We start from the raw sequence: 16,960 nt of genomic DNA, 5'->3' as shown, positions 1-16,960 counted from the left end.
ACTAATCCTTCTTTCCTAGTTTTTCCTTAATTTTAGCTAACAAATCTTTCTTACTCATGTTGCTAATCTCGTGATATTGATTATGTCTAAGCATGGCGTCAAAGAAGAAAATATCTTTAAAGTCTGAATATGTTAGAGCATTTTTGCTCCTGCCATAACGATATGGATTTAATTCAATTTGACCAGATAAAATCTGTCTAGAAGCTTCTTTAATAAGATATTCATCATATTCCAATAGCAACTGAATTTCTTCTTCGCTAAAGTTACGATCTGCTGGCAATTTAAAGCCGCCTTTTGCCTTGGTTCCTACTCCTGTATAAAGTTGAGAAGCTTGACTAGGCTTACCATCTAATAATGGCTCAGCTTCTAACAAAATTTCCGGATTATTACTAATTAGGCCCGTATACATCAACTTAGGCTTACTATCCATTGCATTTTCACGTAAGTTTAAGCTGCTATCAATTAACTTATTACTATTTAGCCTTTCTAGCTGTCTAGTAACTGTTTGATAAAAAGCACCTAATAGCGAAAGCTTGTCCTCTTCCGCAAAGAAATGATTATTATTAGTTAAAACATCCAAGTAAGAAACCATCTGAAGGGCGATACCGTTATAAAACATCCCTAAATCAAATTTTTTAGCAGAAGATTTGTAATCGATCACTTGCGCTAAAACTTGATCTTTATTAGCAAAATTAGCTAAATCTACTCGGTCTATTTTCCCGCGTAAATTAACTTGATGATTACCAGCTAAATCCGGAATATCTAAACTGATACCTTTAATTTTTTGATCTAAACCAAAACTTAATTCAGAATATTTGGCTCGCAGCGGTGTTTCAGTTAGTGATTTACGCCAATTTCGAGCTACCTTGGAAGTCGTATGATCTAAACAGTGGAATAAATACTGGTTAAACGGGTCATTCATCAATTGAGCATATTTACTTTCATCCTTGATAACATCTCTAACCTGATTAAGTTGCTGCTCAAGCTCTACACTACTTAAATCGGCCAAATCAAGATGCTGTTCATTCAATCGCTTAACTAACCGATCAAATGTCTCATGGAAATAATTTCCGGCTTGAATAACATCAAATTCATTTTCAAAGCGGCGCCGTAATTTTAACCCGTAGGTCAAGAAATACTCATAAGAATTTTCATAAAAAGTCTCCAACTGTGAAACTGATGAATACAAATTCTTACCATATAGTTCCGCTGCTAAATCTTCTCCGATATCTTCAGGCTGATTATCAAAGTCGCTTGCGTCAAGCACAACTTTTACTTTTTGTGGTAAATATTTCTGTGTAATTCTTAGAAGTTCATTTATTGCATCAGATGAAGCATTAGAATTCATATAGGCTAAGTAACCTAGGCTCGCATCAGGATTAGTTATGAAAGATAAAAGATCCTGCATCTTTTCTGGTAGATCATGTTGACTAAATTCAGGCGCACCATAATTTTGTAGACGCTGATAATAAATTGACGGATCTAATTTCTCATTTGATGCATTTAACACAGGATAAGAAATATACACTCTGTCCTGCGCTAAGGCTAAAGACAAGCCAAACTGATAATTTTGATCTAAATTATTTAGTCGCTGATTATCTTCCAAATATGCATCAGATTCAAAACTACTTTGCAATTGATTTAAATTTTCTGTCGTCAAAAAACCTGGCTTTTTTTCAATTGCAGGTAAATTTCCGCTTGTCGCACCAATAATAAAGACTTGCTTATACCCACTGGCTTGAACCATTCCCATTTCTGATAAGTTGACAGCATCAAGAGTTGAAGGGATTTGCGAGAAAGCAGCTTCCTTGAATGCGCTAATCATCATATTAAAAAATTCATCTAAATCAAATTGCTCTGGGTTAATTGCCAGATAATCTTTCAATAATTGAATCAGCAAGTCCCATAATTGTTCAGGTTGCTGTGCTTGTTGCAAATCACCAGATTCATTCGCATCATCGCGCCATTGTTCTAAACGCTCAGCAATTCCGTTCTTAGTCAAAAAATCAAAGAATATGGTTAGAGCTTTTTGACTATCCTTTTCTTGCTCTAATTTAGTAAACAAATTTGTAACTTTATCTACCAAATAACCACGTAATCGATCAATTTTGACCACTTCTTCATCAATTTTGTCTAATCTGATAACTTCTGCACTTACAAAATCTGCAAAATGTTTTTTCCACAAATTATGATTAATTCCGTGAGCTAAAACAAAATTTTCTAATTCATCTACATCATGAATATACTCAGCTTCTTCTTTATACCAAGATGGGATGAGCAAATGCGTCTTTAATATGGCAAGCATACTCTGCGTCTGAAATGGACTATCCTTTAAGTCACGTAAATTGAACAGATTTTCAATCAATACAACTAGAGGGTGATATTTCATTTCCTGCTGCAAATCATTAAAGAAAGGAATATTATTTTGCCGCAAAATTGGCGTTAAATATGTCTCATATTCTTTCAAATCTGGTGCCAAAATTAGAAAATCACGATAGCGATAATTATTCAGAGCCACTTGTTGATAAATTGTTCGCGCAACAAAATATGCTTCCGCATACCGAGAATCAGCTTTAACAAGTTGTACTTGATTTAATTCATCAACTTTAGGAATCGTTTCTGTCCAAAGGCTGTTTAGGATTTCACGTGAAGTAGGCTCAGCAGCAATCGGAAATTCATTTGCTACATAATCCATATCTCTCTCTTGCAAAAACGAAACTAATCGCTGGATAGTTTGTTGAATGACGTAATCATAATCTCCTTCTTCGGTTTTAGGATTGATGTTTCCTAGTCTCGTTTTAAAAGCCAGTGTTACATCTTTAGCTTTTCTCATTAAGATTTGAATAGTTAACATTTCCTGCAGAGAAAAATGAGAGAAATCACAGAAATAAAAACTAGCATGTTTTAAATCAGAATTTTTAGCTAAAATTTCATTCAACTGTACTTGTACTTCGTTTTTAGTTGAAAATTTGCCCGCTATTTCCTCAATAAAAGCATTATAAATAATCCGTAAATCATGAATTTTACTTTTAGTTTCTTGATCTAAATTAGTTTCATCTATGTTATCCAAATCCAAATTGCCGTCATACACTTGTAAAATCGTATTATAAAGTTGACGTACCATCCCTGAATTACTCTGTTCAAAGATAATCAGCTCGTCTTGCTTTTCCTCAATAATATGGGTTAGCAACATCGCACTAGCAGCATCATCTAATTGTGTAGGCAATCCCTGTTCAGCATCTTTTAAGAAAAACCACGCTAAACGCGAGAACGATAACACGTACAGATTTTTGACTGCTGTCTCCGTTTGCTTTTTCTTAGATGCAAGTTTATTAATCGCTCTAACTTCTGTGGTAAACTTAATATGATTAGGAACGATGATAAAAGTTTTGTTTTCTGGGTGCTTTTGATAATTTTCAATTGCTGAGGCCAGAATTTTTTCTTGTAATGGGTCAGTTTGTCGTCCTGTTAAAATTTTGATCATTTGTTCGCACTTCCTTGTTTATTATTTTATCATAGCAAGGTTGATATCTTTTATTAAATCTATTTTAAGGATGATTAAAAAATGAAAACTAGTTTTTTAGCTCATGGGAAAGTAATTATTATTGGTGAACATTCTGTTGTTTACGGCTATGATGCTTTAGCGATGCCTATCAAAGCTTTGCATATTAAAACTACTGTCGAAAACAATTCTAAAATGTGGATGGATACCGCACGCTACCATGGCTCTTTTTATGATGCTCCGAGTGAATATGATGGTCTGAAGTATGTTGTCAAAGCTATGCAAAAAAAGGCAAACAACGATGAGCCATTAAAGATCACATATACTGGAGAAATCCCTATGGAACGAGGATTTGGCTCCAGCGCTACAGTTGCTCTAGGTACTACAAAGGCTTTAAACGAATTCTTTTCTTTAAATTTATCTGAATCTGAAATTATGGCAGTTACCAATCAGGCAGAAATGATTAATCACGGCAAGGCTTCTGGTCTTGATGCCGCCACAGTTAATTCCAACTACTTAGTATTTTTTAACAAAAAAATGGGACCCAAAGTTTTACAAGTTGAATTAGGTGCTACACTTTTAATTATGGACACTGGAGAATTAGGCAATACTAAGAAGGCTGTTACTCAAGTAAGTCAACTTTTAAGTGAATCAAAAGAGGCAAATGTTAATATGAAACGCTTAGGCGAATTAGCTGATCTGACAAAAAAAGCCTGGATTGATCATGATATCAAAACTGTAGGTAATATTTTTAATGAAGCACAAACGATTTTGCATTCTTTTAATATTTCAACTACCAAAATTGATCAATTACAAAAAATTGCTCTAGATAATGGTGCCCTTGGCTTCAAATTATCTGGTGGTGGCTTAGGCGGAATTACTATTGCTCTATGCGAGAGCCAAGAAATCGCCAAAAACATTGCGGATAAATGTCAAGATCTAATTAGTAACTACTGGGTGGAGAAAATTTAATGTCAAAAATAGTACGTGCTCATACAAATATCGCTTTAATTAAATATTGGGGTAAAGCAAATGCGGAATTAAGACTTCCCTTAATGTCTAGTCTCTCAATGACGCTAGATGCTTTTTATACCGATACTACAATCGAAAAAACAAACGATGATCCTGCTTTTTATTTAAATGGAAAAAAGCAAGATTCTAAACAAAGCCAACGAGTTTTTTCATATTTGGCCAAACTTCAAAATAAATTTGGTTTTCATGACAACTTAATCGTTAAATCTGTTAATCATGTTCCAACCTCTGCTGGACTCGCCTCTTCTAGTTCAGCCTTCGCCGCATTGGCAGCTGCTTTTTGCCAATGCTATAATATCCAAGTTGACAAAAAAGAGTTGTCACGTTTAGCACGAATCGGTTCTGGTTCCGCATGTCGCTCTATTTTTGGTGGGTTCTCGGTTTGGCAAAAGGGAGATTCCGACGAAAGTTCTTATGCATATGCTTTAGATGAACATCCTCAAATGGATCTACACCTTTTGGCTGTAGAATTAAACACTAAGCAAAAGAAGATTTCTTCTACTAGCGGCATGAAAGAAGCACAATCTTCTCCTTTCTTTAAGCCTTGGCTTGAACGCAATGAAAGTGAACTAAAGCAAATGATTACGGCCATTAAAAATAATGACTTTACCGCATTAGGTGAACTAGCAGAATTAAATGCTAATGAAATGCATGCCATCAATTTAACCGCTCAACCTGAATTTACGTACTTTGAACCAGATACAATTCGCGCCATTAAATTAGCTGAAGATCTTCGCAAGGAAGGAATTGAATGCTACTATACTATAGATGCTGGTCCAAACATTAAAGTTCTTTGCCGGTTAAGAAATAGCAAAGAAATTGTTGAACGCTTTAAGTCAGTATTTAATAATGTTAATATAGTGATTGCAAATTTTGGTCCTGGTATTACCTACTTGGATTAATCGTTGTAATAGAAAGTTAATTAGATTCGAGGATTTAATTCTTTTGATAACAGAAAAAGCACCCGGAAAATTATATATCGCTGGAGAATACGCCGTTTTAGAACAAAACTGTCCTGCTGTTTTAGTTGCCGTAAATCAATTTGTACGTGTTTCAATTACTAAAAGCAAGACTTCTACGGGCTTAATCCACTCTAAACAATATTCACAAGATTCTATTCACTGGATCCGTCAAGGTTCTAAGATGGTAATCGATAATCGTGATAACCCATTTGAATACATTTTATCTGCAATTTCTTACACAGAACAATATTGTATTGAACAAAACATTAAGATGAAAGTCTACGATCTGCATGTTAATTCAGATCTAGATTCTGCTGATGGTAAAAAGTATGGTTTAGGTTCAAGTGCCGCTGTCACTGTAGCTACGGTTAAAGCTATTTTACACTTCTATGGTGTCAAAATGAGCAATGAACTAGTATATAAATTATCTGCCATTTCCCATTATTCTGTCCAAGGTAATGGTTCTGCTGGTGACATTGCAGCTAGTGTTTATGGTGGTTGGCTAGCCTACCAAACTTTCGATAAAAAATGGCTACAATATGAATTAGCTAATAAAACCTTATCAGAAGTCATAAATGAAGCTTGGCCAGGACTTAAGATTGAGTTGCTAACCCCACCTCACGATATGAAATTAATGATTGGTTGGAGTCAAAAGCCAGCATCAACTTCTCGTTTAGTTGATGAAACCAACGCTAATAAGGCAGCTTTAAATATGGAATACAAAAACTTCTTAGCTGCTTCTAGAGAATGCGTATTAAAGATGATTGCCGGCTTTGAGGCAAATGATATTCCATTAATAAAGAAGCAAATTCGTGCTAATCGTCATTTATTACAACATTTTGCTAAAATTAACCAAATTGCCATTGAAATTCCACGTTTGACTCAATTAATCAAAATTGCTGAAGACTTTGGTGGTGCCGCTAAAACTTCTGGTGCTGGTAATGGTGACTGCGGTATTGTAATTACTGGTGCTGACACTGATGTTGATGCATTAGAGAGTGAATGGCGCCGCAATGGGATTTTACCTTTGAACTTTAGAGTTCACCAAATTAGCCTTGCTCACTAATTGGAGAATCAATATGTCAATTAGATCTGAAAGAAAAGAAGAACATCTGAAATTAGCTCAGATGTTTTTTAATGAAGAAAAATATAATAGTTTTGATCAAATGCATCTGTTACGCCCTGCTCTACCAGAAAGTAAGGTTGATCAATCTGTTTTGGCAACAGAAATGTTTAATAAAAGCGTTTCTGCTCCTTTTTTTATCAATGCAATGACAGGTGGATCAAAGCAATCCTTAATAATTAATCAGGCTCTGGGAAAGATCGCACATCAAGAAAAGATTGCTCTAGCTCTTGGTTCTGCTAGCATTTTAGCTAAGGAAAAGGATCAATTAGAAAGTTTTTATGTTGCTCGCAATGAAGATCCAAATGGCGTTTTAATTGTCAATGTTAATCCAGAAACTCCCATTAGTGCGATTAAACAAACAATAAATGAATTGCAAGCTGATGCATTACAGATTCACCTTAATACAGTCCAAGAAATTGCAATGCCAGAAGGTGATCGTGACTTTATTTGGCTCAATAAAATCAAGAATATCCTCGATCAAATTTCCATCCCCGTGATTATTAAGGAAGTAGGATTTGGTCTTGATCAAAACAGCATTCACCTGCTTAAAGAAAATGGCATTAAGTACTTTGACATTGCAGGTGCTGGGGGAACAAATTTCGCTCAAATTGAAAATGCACGTAATTCACGGGATGTTTCTTATCTAGAAGACATCGGATTACCTACTGTTGTTTCAGCCTTAATGGCACAAAAAGAAAACGTTAATTTTATTGTTTCAGGTGGTGTATGTAACCCGCTAGATATTTTAAAAGGGCTAGCTTTAGGTGGACAATTTGTTGGTATTTCTAATGTATTCTTGCAAGAATTCAACAAGAATGGTTTTGAGGGACTTCAAACCTTAATCAGCGATTGGAAAGATGAATTAGCTGCTTTAATTGCGATTTATGGTAAAAACGATTTGACATCCCTACCCCAAATAAAAAAATACTATGATCTACAACTAAAGAACCAAATAGATCAATTAATTTAATATCAAAAAAGCACTAGACAATCTAGTGCTTTTATTTTACATAATTTTTATTATTTTGGCCTCTATATCTTTCTTACTTTTATTTTTATTGTAGAAAGAAAAAGGATTAAGCATTCCTGATCCCCGGATCTAACGCTTAATCCTTTTAATATTTATTTAGTTCTTTTTCTTACGGTCCAAGCCGAAGATTGAGAAACAGTCGAAAAATTTCTTTTATAGCCGCAACTGCCGCGATTATTTTCTAAGTCCTTTAGGATAGAAATTTTTCAAAATTCCATTACCAGTAATTTTGCCAAAACTAAAAATCATTTGACTATAACTAACCAGCACAAAACCACGCAAATCACTTTGGACCTTAATCGTTTCTCCATGTAAGTACTTTTGGTAATCATCCAAGGTTGCCAAATCAACTACACATGTCTGCTCCAATTGACCTAATACTTCTGCAAGTTGATGACCCGGTTCGAATCTCTTTTTCTTTAGAATTCCTAATTCGACACCATTATTAACAATGTGCAGCTTAGTCCTTTCAGGTAAAACAATCGCAGGAATAAAGACATGATCATTTCTAACCATTGTTTTTTTAGACCAATCACTCAAACTAGTAGGCAAATTAAATTGATTAATCACCTCTGCAACTAGTTCTTGCTCGTTCTTAGTCAAACGCAATGGATTCTTTTTTTGCTTTTTCTTTTTACTCTTTTTGGTTACAACTTCTACATTGCCACCATTTTTCTGCAATACAGCAGCAAACTGACCTTCACCGACTCCATCTTGTGGCCAAAATCTAAGCGTTTTGGTTAATTCTGGATTATTATCACTCCACTCAGGATGACCTAGACTTATTCTTTCATCTTTGATTCCAGTATCTAAAATACTAAAATCGTGTTCATTAACTAACCAGCTAACAATTTGTTCATCTTCTTCTGGAGCAAACGTACAAGTCGAATAGATCAAGCGTCCATTTGGCTTGAGCATCTTAACTGCTTCGTTCAAGATATCTTTTTGTCTTCTTTGACATGTCAAAACATAATCTTGAGACCAATAATCAATTGCTTCAGGATTCTTTCTAAACATCCCTTCCCCACTACATGGAGCATCAACTAAAATTACGTCAAAAAATCCTGGAAAAACTGGTGATAATGCTTCTGGACTTTCATTAGTAATCAGTGCATTGCTTATTCCCCAACGCTCAATATTTTCTCTCAAGGCTTTAGCTCTAGTACCTGAGATTTCATTAGCAACTAACAGTCCTTCGTTTTCTAGCTGCTCTCCTAATTCAGTTGTTTTCCCACCAGGAGCAGCACAAAGATCTAATACCCTGTCTCCAGGCTTAACACCGCTCAACGCAGCAGGAAACATCGCAGCAGGATCTTGCGAATAAACGTATCCACTTACCCATTCAGGATCTTCACCGCTTATTTCGCCATAATATGCATCCCTAAGATCAGGAATTGGTTTATTTAAGTCATAAGATAATTTGATCGGATTCTTTAACGTATTAATTCTAAAAGCTTTTTTGCTTTCTTCATTCATTGCCGTAAAAAGTGCTGTCGCTTCTTTATCGCCTAATAATTTTTCGTATTTTTCTTTAAATTCAACGGGTAGCTTTAACAACTTTTTTATCCTTTCTTATTAAGTGATATAACGTGATACAAAATGCCACTACATTCATTAGCCATGCCATAAGTAAAACTATGCTCAACACACTAGCCACTGAATAAAATGCATGCCATCTTAAAAAGATATATGCTAAAAGTCCACAAACGCCTTCTACCATTAAAGTACGAGCACTACGATTAATTACCCAATTGCGGAATAAATCGCCATGAAGGTGGGTTAATTTAGCTTGTCGCATCATTAAAATTGCAAGTACTATATTAGTTACCACACCTAGTATCATGTAAGTTACTAACATTAAAATATTAGGCAATACTGACAAGCGGTCACGGTGATGTTCCTGTACAAATGGAGGAATATGAAGCTTAGCGTGATAATGTTTAGCTATCTTACTAATTACATACGGAGTACTATCAATCACTATCCTATAATTTCTTAACTGATCTCGTGCTGTAGGCTGATTTACTCCTGTGCTCAGATAATATTTATCCATTTCAACTTGAGGATAATTTTTAAACGTGCCAATTACAGAATAATAATTTCGTCCTAAAACAACATATTTATTATTTTGTGCTTCTAAAACATTGATCTTAGCGGTAGGACCTAATACAGCAAATGAGACTTTCCCTTCAAAATCATCTGGAGAAAAATAGCGTCCTGTTTCTGTCGGCAAACTTTTTACCACATGATTACTCCAGACTAAGACTTGCTTTTTTTCATAATTACTATCGAAGTGTAATTGAATCTGATGATTTTTATAGTTCTTATTTAGGTAACGTAAAAAAGAACTAATGCTTTCATCGCTATCTGTTCTAAAATAGCGTGTATTGTTAGTCAGCCCATGGGCTTCTAATACTTCATCTGCATAATCAGATTGAATATTAGAAATCATGGTGCCTATTCCCAAAAACATAATTAACGGTACTAAAAGTAAAAAAATTCTTTTAAAATTCATTATCTATCTCAAATATCCGTTCATCAATAAAATCAAAACTTTGAAATGAACTATTAATTTCATTCAAAGCTGCTGTACGTTTAAACCAATTACGTTGCCAGAATTCTGGCGAATTAGTTGCCCCATCTTCTTCACCAATGAAGATAAAATGCTTTGCATTACTATATTTTTGCCATGCATCAATTGCCGCAAGATCACTTTGACCGAAATTGGGTGACCAAGAGCAAAGAATCAAATCCACATCGGAATACTTTTTTATTGCTTGCGCTGCTTCTAAATTAATAACTGGATGAAATGGCTTCGCACCTGTTGATGAAGTCTTAGCCCATTCTAAGGAATCCGTACTTATTGTTTGAATTCCAACATTTGCTAGTGTACTTGACCAATAAGCATTGCCAGCCATAATTTCCAAAGCAGTATCAATCTGCATCTTATCTTTTATCAAAGCTGCCGTTTTCAAATTGGCTATTGACCAAATGCCATATTTCAAAGATAAGTATTGCCGAAAATTATTAAATAAGTTATTAATATCGGTTAATTTTCTTTTTTGATTATTTCCGATTTCTTTTAAAACATCTTCAAATTGATCTGGTAATAATCCCAATTTATCTGGTGCGGCTTTTAACGGCTTACCATTACCAACGTAATGATCAATTTGTTTTATTTCTTCTACTTGACCATGTATCAGAGGATGATTAATTTCATCATCTAACATGGTTAATTTGTGCAAATAATTCGTCATATCTTCCTACCTTACCTAATGATTTTACCATTCAAAGTCATAGAAATCAGTTATAATAAAAATAGCAAATAAAAGGAGATTGTTTATGGGAGAAAAAACTAAGAAGAAAAATGAAGACGAAGAAAGCATAGGTCATTTTGTTCTCGATATAATCATTATGTTTGCGATTTTGATGGGGATTTACTATTTTGTATTTAGCTTTTTCCTTTCAAATGAAACAGTTTCTGGCCCCTCAATGCAGCCAACATTTGAAAATGGTGATCGTTTAATTGCCGTTCGTCATTTTACGCCTAAGCGCAATGATATTGTGATTTTAAAAGCTCCTGATCAAAAAGGCGCTTTATATATCAAGCGTGTAATTGGCACACCTGGCGATATGGTTACTTCAAAAAATGATAAGCTTTACATTAACGGTAAGCAAATCGCTGAACCATATTTGAATAACAAGTATGAAAAGCAAGCTCATCGTTTAGGAGAACTATATACTAACAATTTTACATTAAAAGAAAAAGTACCTAAGAATCACTACTTCGTCATGGGTGATCATAGAGATGTTTCTAAAGATTCTCGTTACTTTGGCTTTGTTAAACGGAGTGCACTTATTGGGAAAGTTGTCTTCCGCTACTGGCCATTTACTCAGTGGAAAACATTTTAATTATTTAAAAGTTTTATTTTGTATATAATTTGATTAAAATTAAAGTGTAAGGAGAGATTATTATGAATGAGCAACAAGAAGAATTATCGAACGCAATTATTGATTTTCAAGTTAAACACCATGTTAATGATACTGATTTAGCTTTTGCTAGTCACCTATCTGTTGAAAAGGTGCATGCAATGAAAACTGGTGATGGGGAATTCACCAACGAAGAAATTAATCAACTTTATGACTATATGTCTGCTAATGCTTAATTAGTAATCATAAAAAAGGCTTCACTCTTAATTTGAGTGAAGCCTTTTTTATCCGTGTTTTTCATGCCAAGCCTTAATTTGAGCTAGCCTCTTCTTAAATCGAATCTCATTTCCCTGATCACTAGGATGATAGAATACCTCGTCTTCTATCTCTGGCGGCATAGTTTTCATATTGGTCAATTTATCCGGACTGTCTTGAGCATATTGATAATCTTCACCATAATGCAAATCCTTCATCAACTTAGTTGGTGCATTCCTAATCTGCAATGGAACTGGGAGATTCCCTGTCTTCTTAATTAATTTCTTTGCCTTTTTTTGTGCTACATAAACTGAATTAGATTTTGGTGTAGAGGCCAAGTAAATCACACATTCTGTTAAATGAACTCCACATTCTGGCAAACCGATGTATTTACATGCTTGAAAAGTATTAATTGCGACATTTAAACTATTGGTATCTGCTAAACCCACATCTTCACTAGCAAAACGAACTAGTCTTCTAGCAATATATAAAGGATCCTCTCCGCCCTCAATCATACGGTTAATCCAGTAAACAGCTGCATCAACATCACTGTTACGCATTGATTTATGCAAAGCTGAAATTAAATTATAGTGCTCTTCACCATGTTTGTCATAACGTAAAGATTTAGTATCAATTAACTGACTTAAAATATCATCATCAACTACAACGGTCTTACCAGATTTTTTACCATTCAAAACGGCAATTTCAAGAGTATTTAGACTGCTACGTGCATCCCCATTACCAAAGATTGCAATCTTACGTAAAGCCTCATCTGAGATTTTTATATTAAATTCAGGAAAAGCATTTGGATTCTTTAACGCTTGTTTTAAAAGTTGAATGATATTATCGGTAGTCAAAGAGTGCAACACGAATACCTTCGCTCTACTTAAAAGCGCCGAATTTACTTCAAAAGAAGGATTTTCAGTTGTAGCACCAATCAATGTGATACTCCCCTGCTCCACAAACGGCAAAAAAGCATCCTGTTGAGCTTTATTAAAACGGTGAATTTCATCAATAAAGACAATTGTCCTCTCACCAAATTGGCGATTTTGCTCTGCCTCTTCCATAATTTTCCGAATATCTTTGATTGAAGAAGTAACCGCACTAAAGGTGATAAAATGCGCCTTCGTGCGTTTAGCGATGATTTCAGCAAGAGTTGTCTTGCCTGTGCCAGGTGGTCCACATAGAATTAATGAGGGCACCTCATCCTTCTCAATTAATTCACGCAAGATCTTATCTGGACCGATTAAATCATCTTGACCAACGAAATCTGCTAAGGATTGTGGACGCACGCGGTCTGCCAATGGCGTATTTTTATTTTGATTTGCTAAAGAAAATAATGATTCTTCTTTCATAACTTTACCTCAAAATCATTATAACAAGAAAAACAGCCATCTTAATGATGACTGCTTTTTTAATAATTTGCGATTTTAGGTTCCACAAAGCTATGAACAAACCAGAGATCAATACTGTCAAATATAAGATTAACAATAAATAAAATCAATGTGTCCAACCACATTGGATCATACTGCCAAATTATATTAGCGTGAGGCGACATGCGCTTAATATCGATCAAAGTTTCTAAATGAGAGAAAATAATTAAACCTGAATACACAGCAACAACTACTAAGATTGCGATTACTAGTAATCTAATCCACAACGTGCTTTTAAATGGAAGAAAATCTGTGATCATCCTTGAAGCAAAGTTAGCAAAACTAACAAAAAGATAAATAAGTAAAATGATCATAATGATAAAGAGCCAATGTAATAAAACATCTCTCATTAAATCATAGTGTGCTGGCCAAAGCTGAAAATCTCGATAGACTTGAATAAAACTGTTTAATCCGTAACCTGGCAGCAACAAGATCCCATTAATAATTTGTTGCAAGAAAAAGAACAAAGCACAGGCAACCATGCTTGTAGACACATTGGCTAGATAAGTCTTTCTTTCATCAGCAGCTACTAAATGCCAGCTCTGACTCAAGTTAATCTTTTCATTTTGCCAGCAGGTCGCTGCACAAAAGGCAATGTCAAAATAGATGGTCAGCCACATGTAAGTATCTTCCCAGTATCCTGTTAAACCTGAATTAACTGAAAAGTTACTGGGCATGGTTATTCTCAATACGGTCATAAAAATGACTGTAAAAATGTTAACTACAAACAGCAAATAAATATAACGCTGTTTTTGTGACCACATCTGTTTAAATAAATTCCAAAAACTAGTCAAGTTTCTCACTTTCCTATCTTATCTTGGGTTCAACGAATTTTTGTACTAAGTAAGAGTTAACTATCCCTAAAATTAGTGAACCAACAAAGTATTCAATAGTAATCATTGGGAATGTATCACCACTGTATGCTCGATTTTTCATCATATGATTGATATACATCGTAGTTATTTGATCATTAATTCTAAAGGCAATGGTGACACCTACGATTACCAAGATTGCCATAACAAAAATCTTGATCACAGTTGAGTTCTTACCAAGTAATTGATCTGTAATAGTTCTGGTCAAAAAATTGGCAAAACTAACAAAACAAAAGATGATTAAAACCAATCCAATTAGCCAAAAGATCAATTCAAAAAAGCCTGCATAATCAGACCATGAATTGAAGCCGGAGGTTTGATTGAAAATTTTGACTATATTATAGCCATAGCTAAGGCAATCAATTACAAAGACAATGATCCCCAGCACAACTTGAATGACAAAGATATATGCGCATTCAACCAAACTGGTAAAAATATTGATCCACCAAAGCTTAATACTTGATACTGGTATCAACTGCCAAGTCTGACTCAAATTAATCTTTTCATTTTGCCAGCAAAGTAAGCCAAGAAAAACAACATCACCAATAGCAGTAGTCATTATTCCTAAGGCCAAAATAACATCCCAAAACCTAGGATGTGAACCTTGACCAAACACCAAATAGCCTTTAGCAAAATTGTTGCTAGTGATCAGATCCATTAAAAAAATAAAAATCACTGCAAAGGTTTGTACCAATAATACTAGATGAGCATAGCGTCGTTTCTGGACAAACATTTGCCTAAATAAGGCTGAAAAACTAGTCATAAGTACCTCCTTAATTTTGCTTTGCTTCGACAAATTTGTTCAAGAGCAAAATATCAATCAAGGTTACTACCACATCAAAGAGTAAAAATGCTACTAATGTACCACTCATTTGCAAATCATTATTACCATCAGCTAAGAATGGAATAAAATTACTAATTGCACCAAAAACAACTGTAGTTGCTTTACTTAATAACCAAATAATCGCAATAATAATTACTACTCTAACGATAAACATAATAAATTTGCTAGAACCGTTAGGCAAAAAGTCCATAATACTGCGGCTGCTTAAGTTAATAAGGCTAACAATGGCATACCAAGCATAACCGAGTAATATTACTAAAACTAAAGCTCCAAGCAGACTCCACCAGTCTTGTACAGCTAAGCGGTGACTTTCCTCAAAGAAACCAGACAAATTCTTTCTAACTTCATTCACCGTTAAGACAGGTAAACAAGTAACTGCTACGGTAATTCCTTCCAAGATGATTAACCACAGATAAGAAATAAAAGCAGTCCCAAAATTACTTAGCAAAAATTCAGTATCATTAATAGGAATCAGTCGCCAAGTTTGACTACGGTTAATCTTTTCATTCTTAACGGATGAAATAATCCAGTAGACAAAGTTTGCAAAAAATGATGTGATAAACATCATGACACCAAAGATCAATAAGTAAGCAATCAAATGGTTAGTTACCTCACGATGACCATTAATCATCATGACATTGGGTTCGCCTCTCATGGAAAAAATCATCCAAAGCGAAAAGCACAAACTTGAAAATGCTTGAATCAAATAAATTAGATAAACTGCCCTACTTTTTTCTTGAAACATCCTGTTGAACAAAGTATTGAAACTAGTCATTATTCATCATCCTCATCTGCATAAAAACTTTCATAGTATTGTTCAATGCTCTTATGATTTTGACGGATATCATCAGCTGATTTATGTTCTAGAACTGTATGATCTTTTACAACAACTACTTCATCAAGCAATGATGAAATTTCGTTGACAAAGTGATCTGAAATTAAAATTGTGGCCTTTTCTTCTTTCCAAAGAATAATAGAGTTGATGATCTTCTTACGTGCCATCGCATCAATTCCACCAAAAGGTTCATCAAGTAAGTACAAATCAGCTTTGCGTGCAAAGGTCAATGCAATAATCAACTTTTCTCTCATACCACGTGATAATTGACTGAGTTTCATTTCTGGATCAAGCTTCATGAACTTACGTAATTCAGTAAATTCATTTTCATCAAAATCTTGAAAAATGATGGCATAAAACTTAACCACGTCCTTAATCTTAGTGGAGTCACTGAAACCAGTTAAGCCATCAGTAAAGGACAATTTAGCCTTTCTCTCGGCTTCTTTAGTTGAACCTTCAAGATTGACTTCACCGCGATAATTCTTTGCGACGCCGGCAATAATTCGCATCAGAGTCGTCTTACCAGCACCATTTTCACCTAATAAAGCAACGATTTTACCTGAAGATAGATTTAAATTTACATCTTTTAAAATCATCTTCTGATTCTTTTTATAAGATAAATCTTTGACCTGTAATAAATCTGACATTTTACTCCTCACTTTCCTTTAAATACTTTTCCAAAACTGTCACTAAACTATCTCTTTCAACACCTAACTTAGCCATATTCTGAACAAACTCATCTAATTGATTATCAATCAATGTTTGCTTAGTTTTGGCTAATAATTCTATATCTTCAGTAACAAAATTACCTTCGCCTCTCTTAGTGTAAAGAATGCCCTGATCGTTCATCTGTTGCAAAGCACGTTGAACTGTATTAACGTTAACTGTCAATTCAAGTGCTAACTTTCTTACAGATGGGATTTTCTCTCCTGCTTTCATCTTTCCCAAAGCAATTTGACGATATAAATATTGTTCAATTTGAAGATAAATGGGAATATTATCTTTAAATTCCATTTACTCACCTTCTGTTTTTAGCTGTATTACATATCTATTACACTAATAATATAACTATCTTTTTGCCTTTATGCAAGTATTAAATTTGTTTCACAATTTAGAAAAATAATAAAAAAAGCTTACAC

The 16,960-nt window shown here is 34.4% G+C and carries 16 protein-coding genes; 6 read left to right on the top strand and 10 right to left on the bottom strand.

The genetic code is table 11. The features are described 5' to 3' along the window. Position 1: 1 nt before the first annotated feature. The gene (locus CP368_RS02470) at positions 2 to 3,484 is read right to left on the bottom strand and encodes a PD-(D/E)XK nuclease family protein (RefSeq protein WP_098045731.1); all 3,483 of its coding nucleotides are present in this window, start codon (positions 3,482 to 3,484) and stop codon (positions 2 to 4) included. A gap of 81 nt (positions 3,485 to 3,565) precedes the next feature. On the opposite strand from CP368_RS02470, the gene mvk reads away from it, so the two are divergent. The 4 genes from mvk to fni are packed head-to-tail and all read left to right on the top strand — an operon-like array spanning position 3,566 to position 7,592. Further along, a complete protein-coding gene (mvk, locus tag CP368_RS02465; RefSeq protein ID WP_098045730.1) occupies positions 3,566 to 4,474 on the top strand; it encodes a mevalonate kinase in 909 nt (302 codons plus the stop codon). Then, positions 4,474 to 5,436 carry a diphosphomevalonate decarboxylase gene (mvaD, locus tag CP368_RS02460; protein ID WP_025005660.1) on the top strand — a complete coding sequence of 321 codons (963 nt, stop codon included), beginning with the start codon at positions 4,474 to 4,476 and terminating at the stop codon, positions 5,434 to 5,436. Before mvk ends, mvaD begins: the two co-directional genes overlap by 1 nt. A gap of 43 nt (positions 5,437 to 5,479) precedes the next feature. Continuing rightward, entirely contained in the window at positions 5,480 to 6,562 is a 1,083-nt protein-coding gene (locus CP368_RS02455) for a phosphomevalonate kinase (RefSeq protein ID WP_098045729.1), read from the top strand. Between the two features lie 13 nt (positions 6,563 to 6,575). Then, the gene (gene fni / locus CP368_RS02450; RefSeq protein WP_098045728.1) at positions 6,576 to 7,592 is read left to right on the top strand and encodes a type 2 isopentenyl-diphosphate Delta-isomerase; all 1,017 of its coding nucleotides are present in this window, start codon (positions 6,576 to 6,578) and stop codon (positions 7,590 to 7,592) included. Positions 7,593 to 7,826: 234 nt separating this feature from the next. Here fni and CP368_RS02445 read toward each other — a convergent pair whose 3' ends face one another. The 3 genes from CP368_RS02445 to CP368_RS02435 are packed head-to-tail and all read right to left on the bottom strand — an operon-like array spanning position 7,827 to position 10,909. Beyond that, positions 7,827 to 9,209: an RsmB/NOP family class I SAM-dependent RNA methyltransferase gene (locus CP368_RS02445; protein WP_098043968.1), complete on the bottom strand. Its 1,383-nt coding sequence runs from the start codon at positions 9,207 to 9,209 to the stop codon at positions 7,827 to 7,829. Next, positions 9,190 to 10,167 carry a hypothetical protein gene (locus tag CP368_RS02440; protein ID WP_098045727.1) on the bottom strand — a complete coding sequence of 326 codons (978 nt, stop codon included), beginning with the start codon at positions 10,165 to 10,167 and terminating at the stop codon, positions 9,190 to 9,192. Before CP368_RS02440 ends, CP368_RS02445 begins: the two co-directional genes overlap by 20 nt. Next, on the bottom strand, positions 10,157 to 10,909 hold the full coding sequence (locus CP368_RS02435) for an SAM-dependent methyltransferase (protein ID WP_098045726.1): 753 nt from the start codon (positions 10,907 to 10,909) through the stop codon (positions 10,157 to 10,159). The genes CP368_RS02440 and CP368_RS02435 overlap by 11 nt, the downstream gene beginning before the upstream one ends. 85 nt (positions 10,910 to 10,994) lie before the next feature. Between CP368_RS02435 and lepB the strand changes: the two genes are divergently transcribed. Both lepB and CP368_RS02425 read left to right on the top strand, forming a co-directional pair. After that, on the top strand, positions 10,995 to 11,564 hold the full coding sequence (gene lepB, locus CP368_RS02430) for a signal peptidase I (protein ID WP_025005655.1): 570 nt from the start codon (positions 10,995 to 10,997) through the stop codon (positions 11,562 to 11,564). Between the two features lie 62 nt (positions 11,565 to 11,626). After that, positions 11,627 to 11,818 (top strand): LBP_cg2779 family protein, encoded by a 192-nt coding sequence (locus tag CP368_RS02425; protein ID WP_003627439.1) that lies wholly within the window; start codon positions 11,627 to 11,629, stop codon positions 11,816 to 11,818. A 48-nt stretch (positions 11,819 to 11,866) separates the two neighbouring features. On the opposite strand, the gene CP368_RS02420 is transcribed toward CP368_RS02425, so the two are convergent. Genes CP368_RS02420 through CP368_RS02395 form a run of 6 tightly spaced genes read right to left on the bottom strand, consistent with a single transcriptional unit; the run spans position 11,867 to position 16,835 of the window. Next, positions 11,867 to 13,192 carry a replication-associated recombination protein A gene (locus tag CP368_RS02420; RefSeq protein ID WP_098045725.1) on the bottom strand — a complete coding sequence of 442 codons (1,326 nt, stop codon included), beginning with the start codon at positions 13,190 to 13,192 and terminating at the stop codon, positions 11,867 to 11,869. A 59-nt stretch (positions 13,193 to 13,251) separates the two neighbouring features. Then, positions 13,252 to 14,064 (bottom strand): hypothetical protein, encoded by an 813-nt coding sequence (locus tag CP368_RS02415; protein WP_233185788.1) that lies wholly within the window; start codon positions 14,062 to 14,064, stop codon positions 13,252 to 13,254. A gap of 13 nt (positions 14,065 to 14,077) precedes the next feature. After that, positions 14,078 to 14,905, bottom strand: coding sequence for an ABC transporter permease (locus CP368_RS02410; RefSeq protein WP_087176067.1), 828 nt, complete (start codon positions 14,903 to 14,905; stop codon positions 14,078 to 14,080). Between the two features lie 10 nt (positions 14,906 to 14,915). Further along, entirely contained in the window at positions 14,916 to 15,761 is an 846-nt protein-coding gene (locus CP368_RS02405) for a hypothetical protein (RefSeq protein ID WP_025005652.1), read from the bottom strand. Beyond that, entirely contained in the window at positions 15,761 to 16,468 is a 708-nt protein-coding gene (locus tag CP368_RS02400; protein WP_098043994.1) for an ATP-binding cassette domain-containing protein, read from the bottom strand. The genes CP368_RS02405 and CP368_RS02400 overlap by 1 nt, the downstream gene beginning before the upstream one ends. 1 nt (position 16,469) lies before the next feature. Then, the gene (locus CP368_RS02395; protein WP_025005650.1) at positions 16,470 to 16,835 is read right to left on the bottom strand and encodes a GntR family transcriptional regulator; all 366 of its coding nucleotides are present in this window, start codon (positions 16,833 to 16,835) and stop codon (positions 16,470 to 16,472) included. Between the last annotated feature and the right edge of the window lie 125 nt (positions 16,836 to 16,960).

It is taken from the genome of Lactobacillus sp. UMNPBX17, from assembly GCF_002553735.1.
In the GTDB taxonomy this organism is placed as follows: Bacteria; Bacillota; Bacilli; order Lactobacillales; family Lactobacillaceae; genus Lactobacillus; species Lactobacillus gallinarum.
This window is presented reverse-complemented; position numbering and strand designations above follow the sequence as displayed.

Bases quoted from the DNA above. Each gene is read 5' to 3' on its own strand.
- fni (WP_098045728.1), top strand. From the start codon at position 6,576: ATGTCAATTAGATCTGAAAGAAAAGAAGAACATCTGAAATTAGCTCAG.
- mvaD (WP_025005660.1), top strand. From the start codon at position 4,474: ATGTCAAAAATAGTACGTGCTCATACAAATATCGCTTTAATTAAATAT.
- mvk (WP_098045730.1), top strand. From the start codon at position 3,566: ATGAAAACTAGTTTTTTAGCTCATGGGAAAGTAATTATTATTGGTGAA.
- CP368_RS02395 (WP_025005650.1), bottom strand. From the start codon at position 16,835: ATGGAATTTAAAGATAATATTCCCATTTATCTTCAAATTGAACAATAT.
- lepB (WP_025005655.1), top strand. From the start codon at position 10,995: ATGGGAGAAAAAACTAAGAAGAAAAATGAAGACGAAGAAAGCATAGGT.
- CP368_RS02425 (WP_003627439.1), top strand. From the start codon at position 11,627: ATGAATGAGCAACAAGAAGAATTATCGAACGCAATTATTGATTTTCAA.
- CP368_RS02410 (WP_087176067.1), bottom strand. From the start codon at position 14,905: ATGACTAGTTTTTCAGCCTTATTTAGGCAAATGTTTGTCCAGAAACGA.
- CP368_RS02440 (WP_098045727.1), bottom strand. From the start codon at position 10,167: ATGAATTTTAAAAGAATTTTTTTACTTTTAGTACCGTTAATTATGTTT.
- CP368_RS02420 (WP_098045725.1), bottom strand. From the start codon at position 13,192: ATGAAAGAAGAATCATTATTTTCTTTAGCAAATCAAAATAAAAATACG.
- CP368_RS02400 (WP_098043994.1), bottom strand. From the start codon at position 16,468: ATGTCAGATTTATTACAGGTCAAAGATTTATCTTATAAAAAGAATCAG.
- CP368_RS02405 (WP_025005652.1), bottom strand. From the start codon at position 15,761: ATGACTAGTTTCAATACTTTGTTCAACAGGATGTTTCAAGAAAAAAGT.
- CP368_RS02470 (WP_098045731.1), bottom strand. From the start codon at position 3,484: ATGATCAAAATTTTAACAGGACGACAAACTGACCCATTACAAGAAAAA.
- CP368_RS02435 (WP_098045726.1), bottom strand. From the start codon at position 10,909: ATGACGAATTATTTGCACAAATTAACCATGTTAGATGATGAAATTAAT.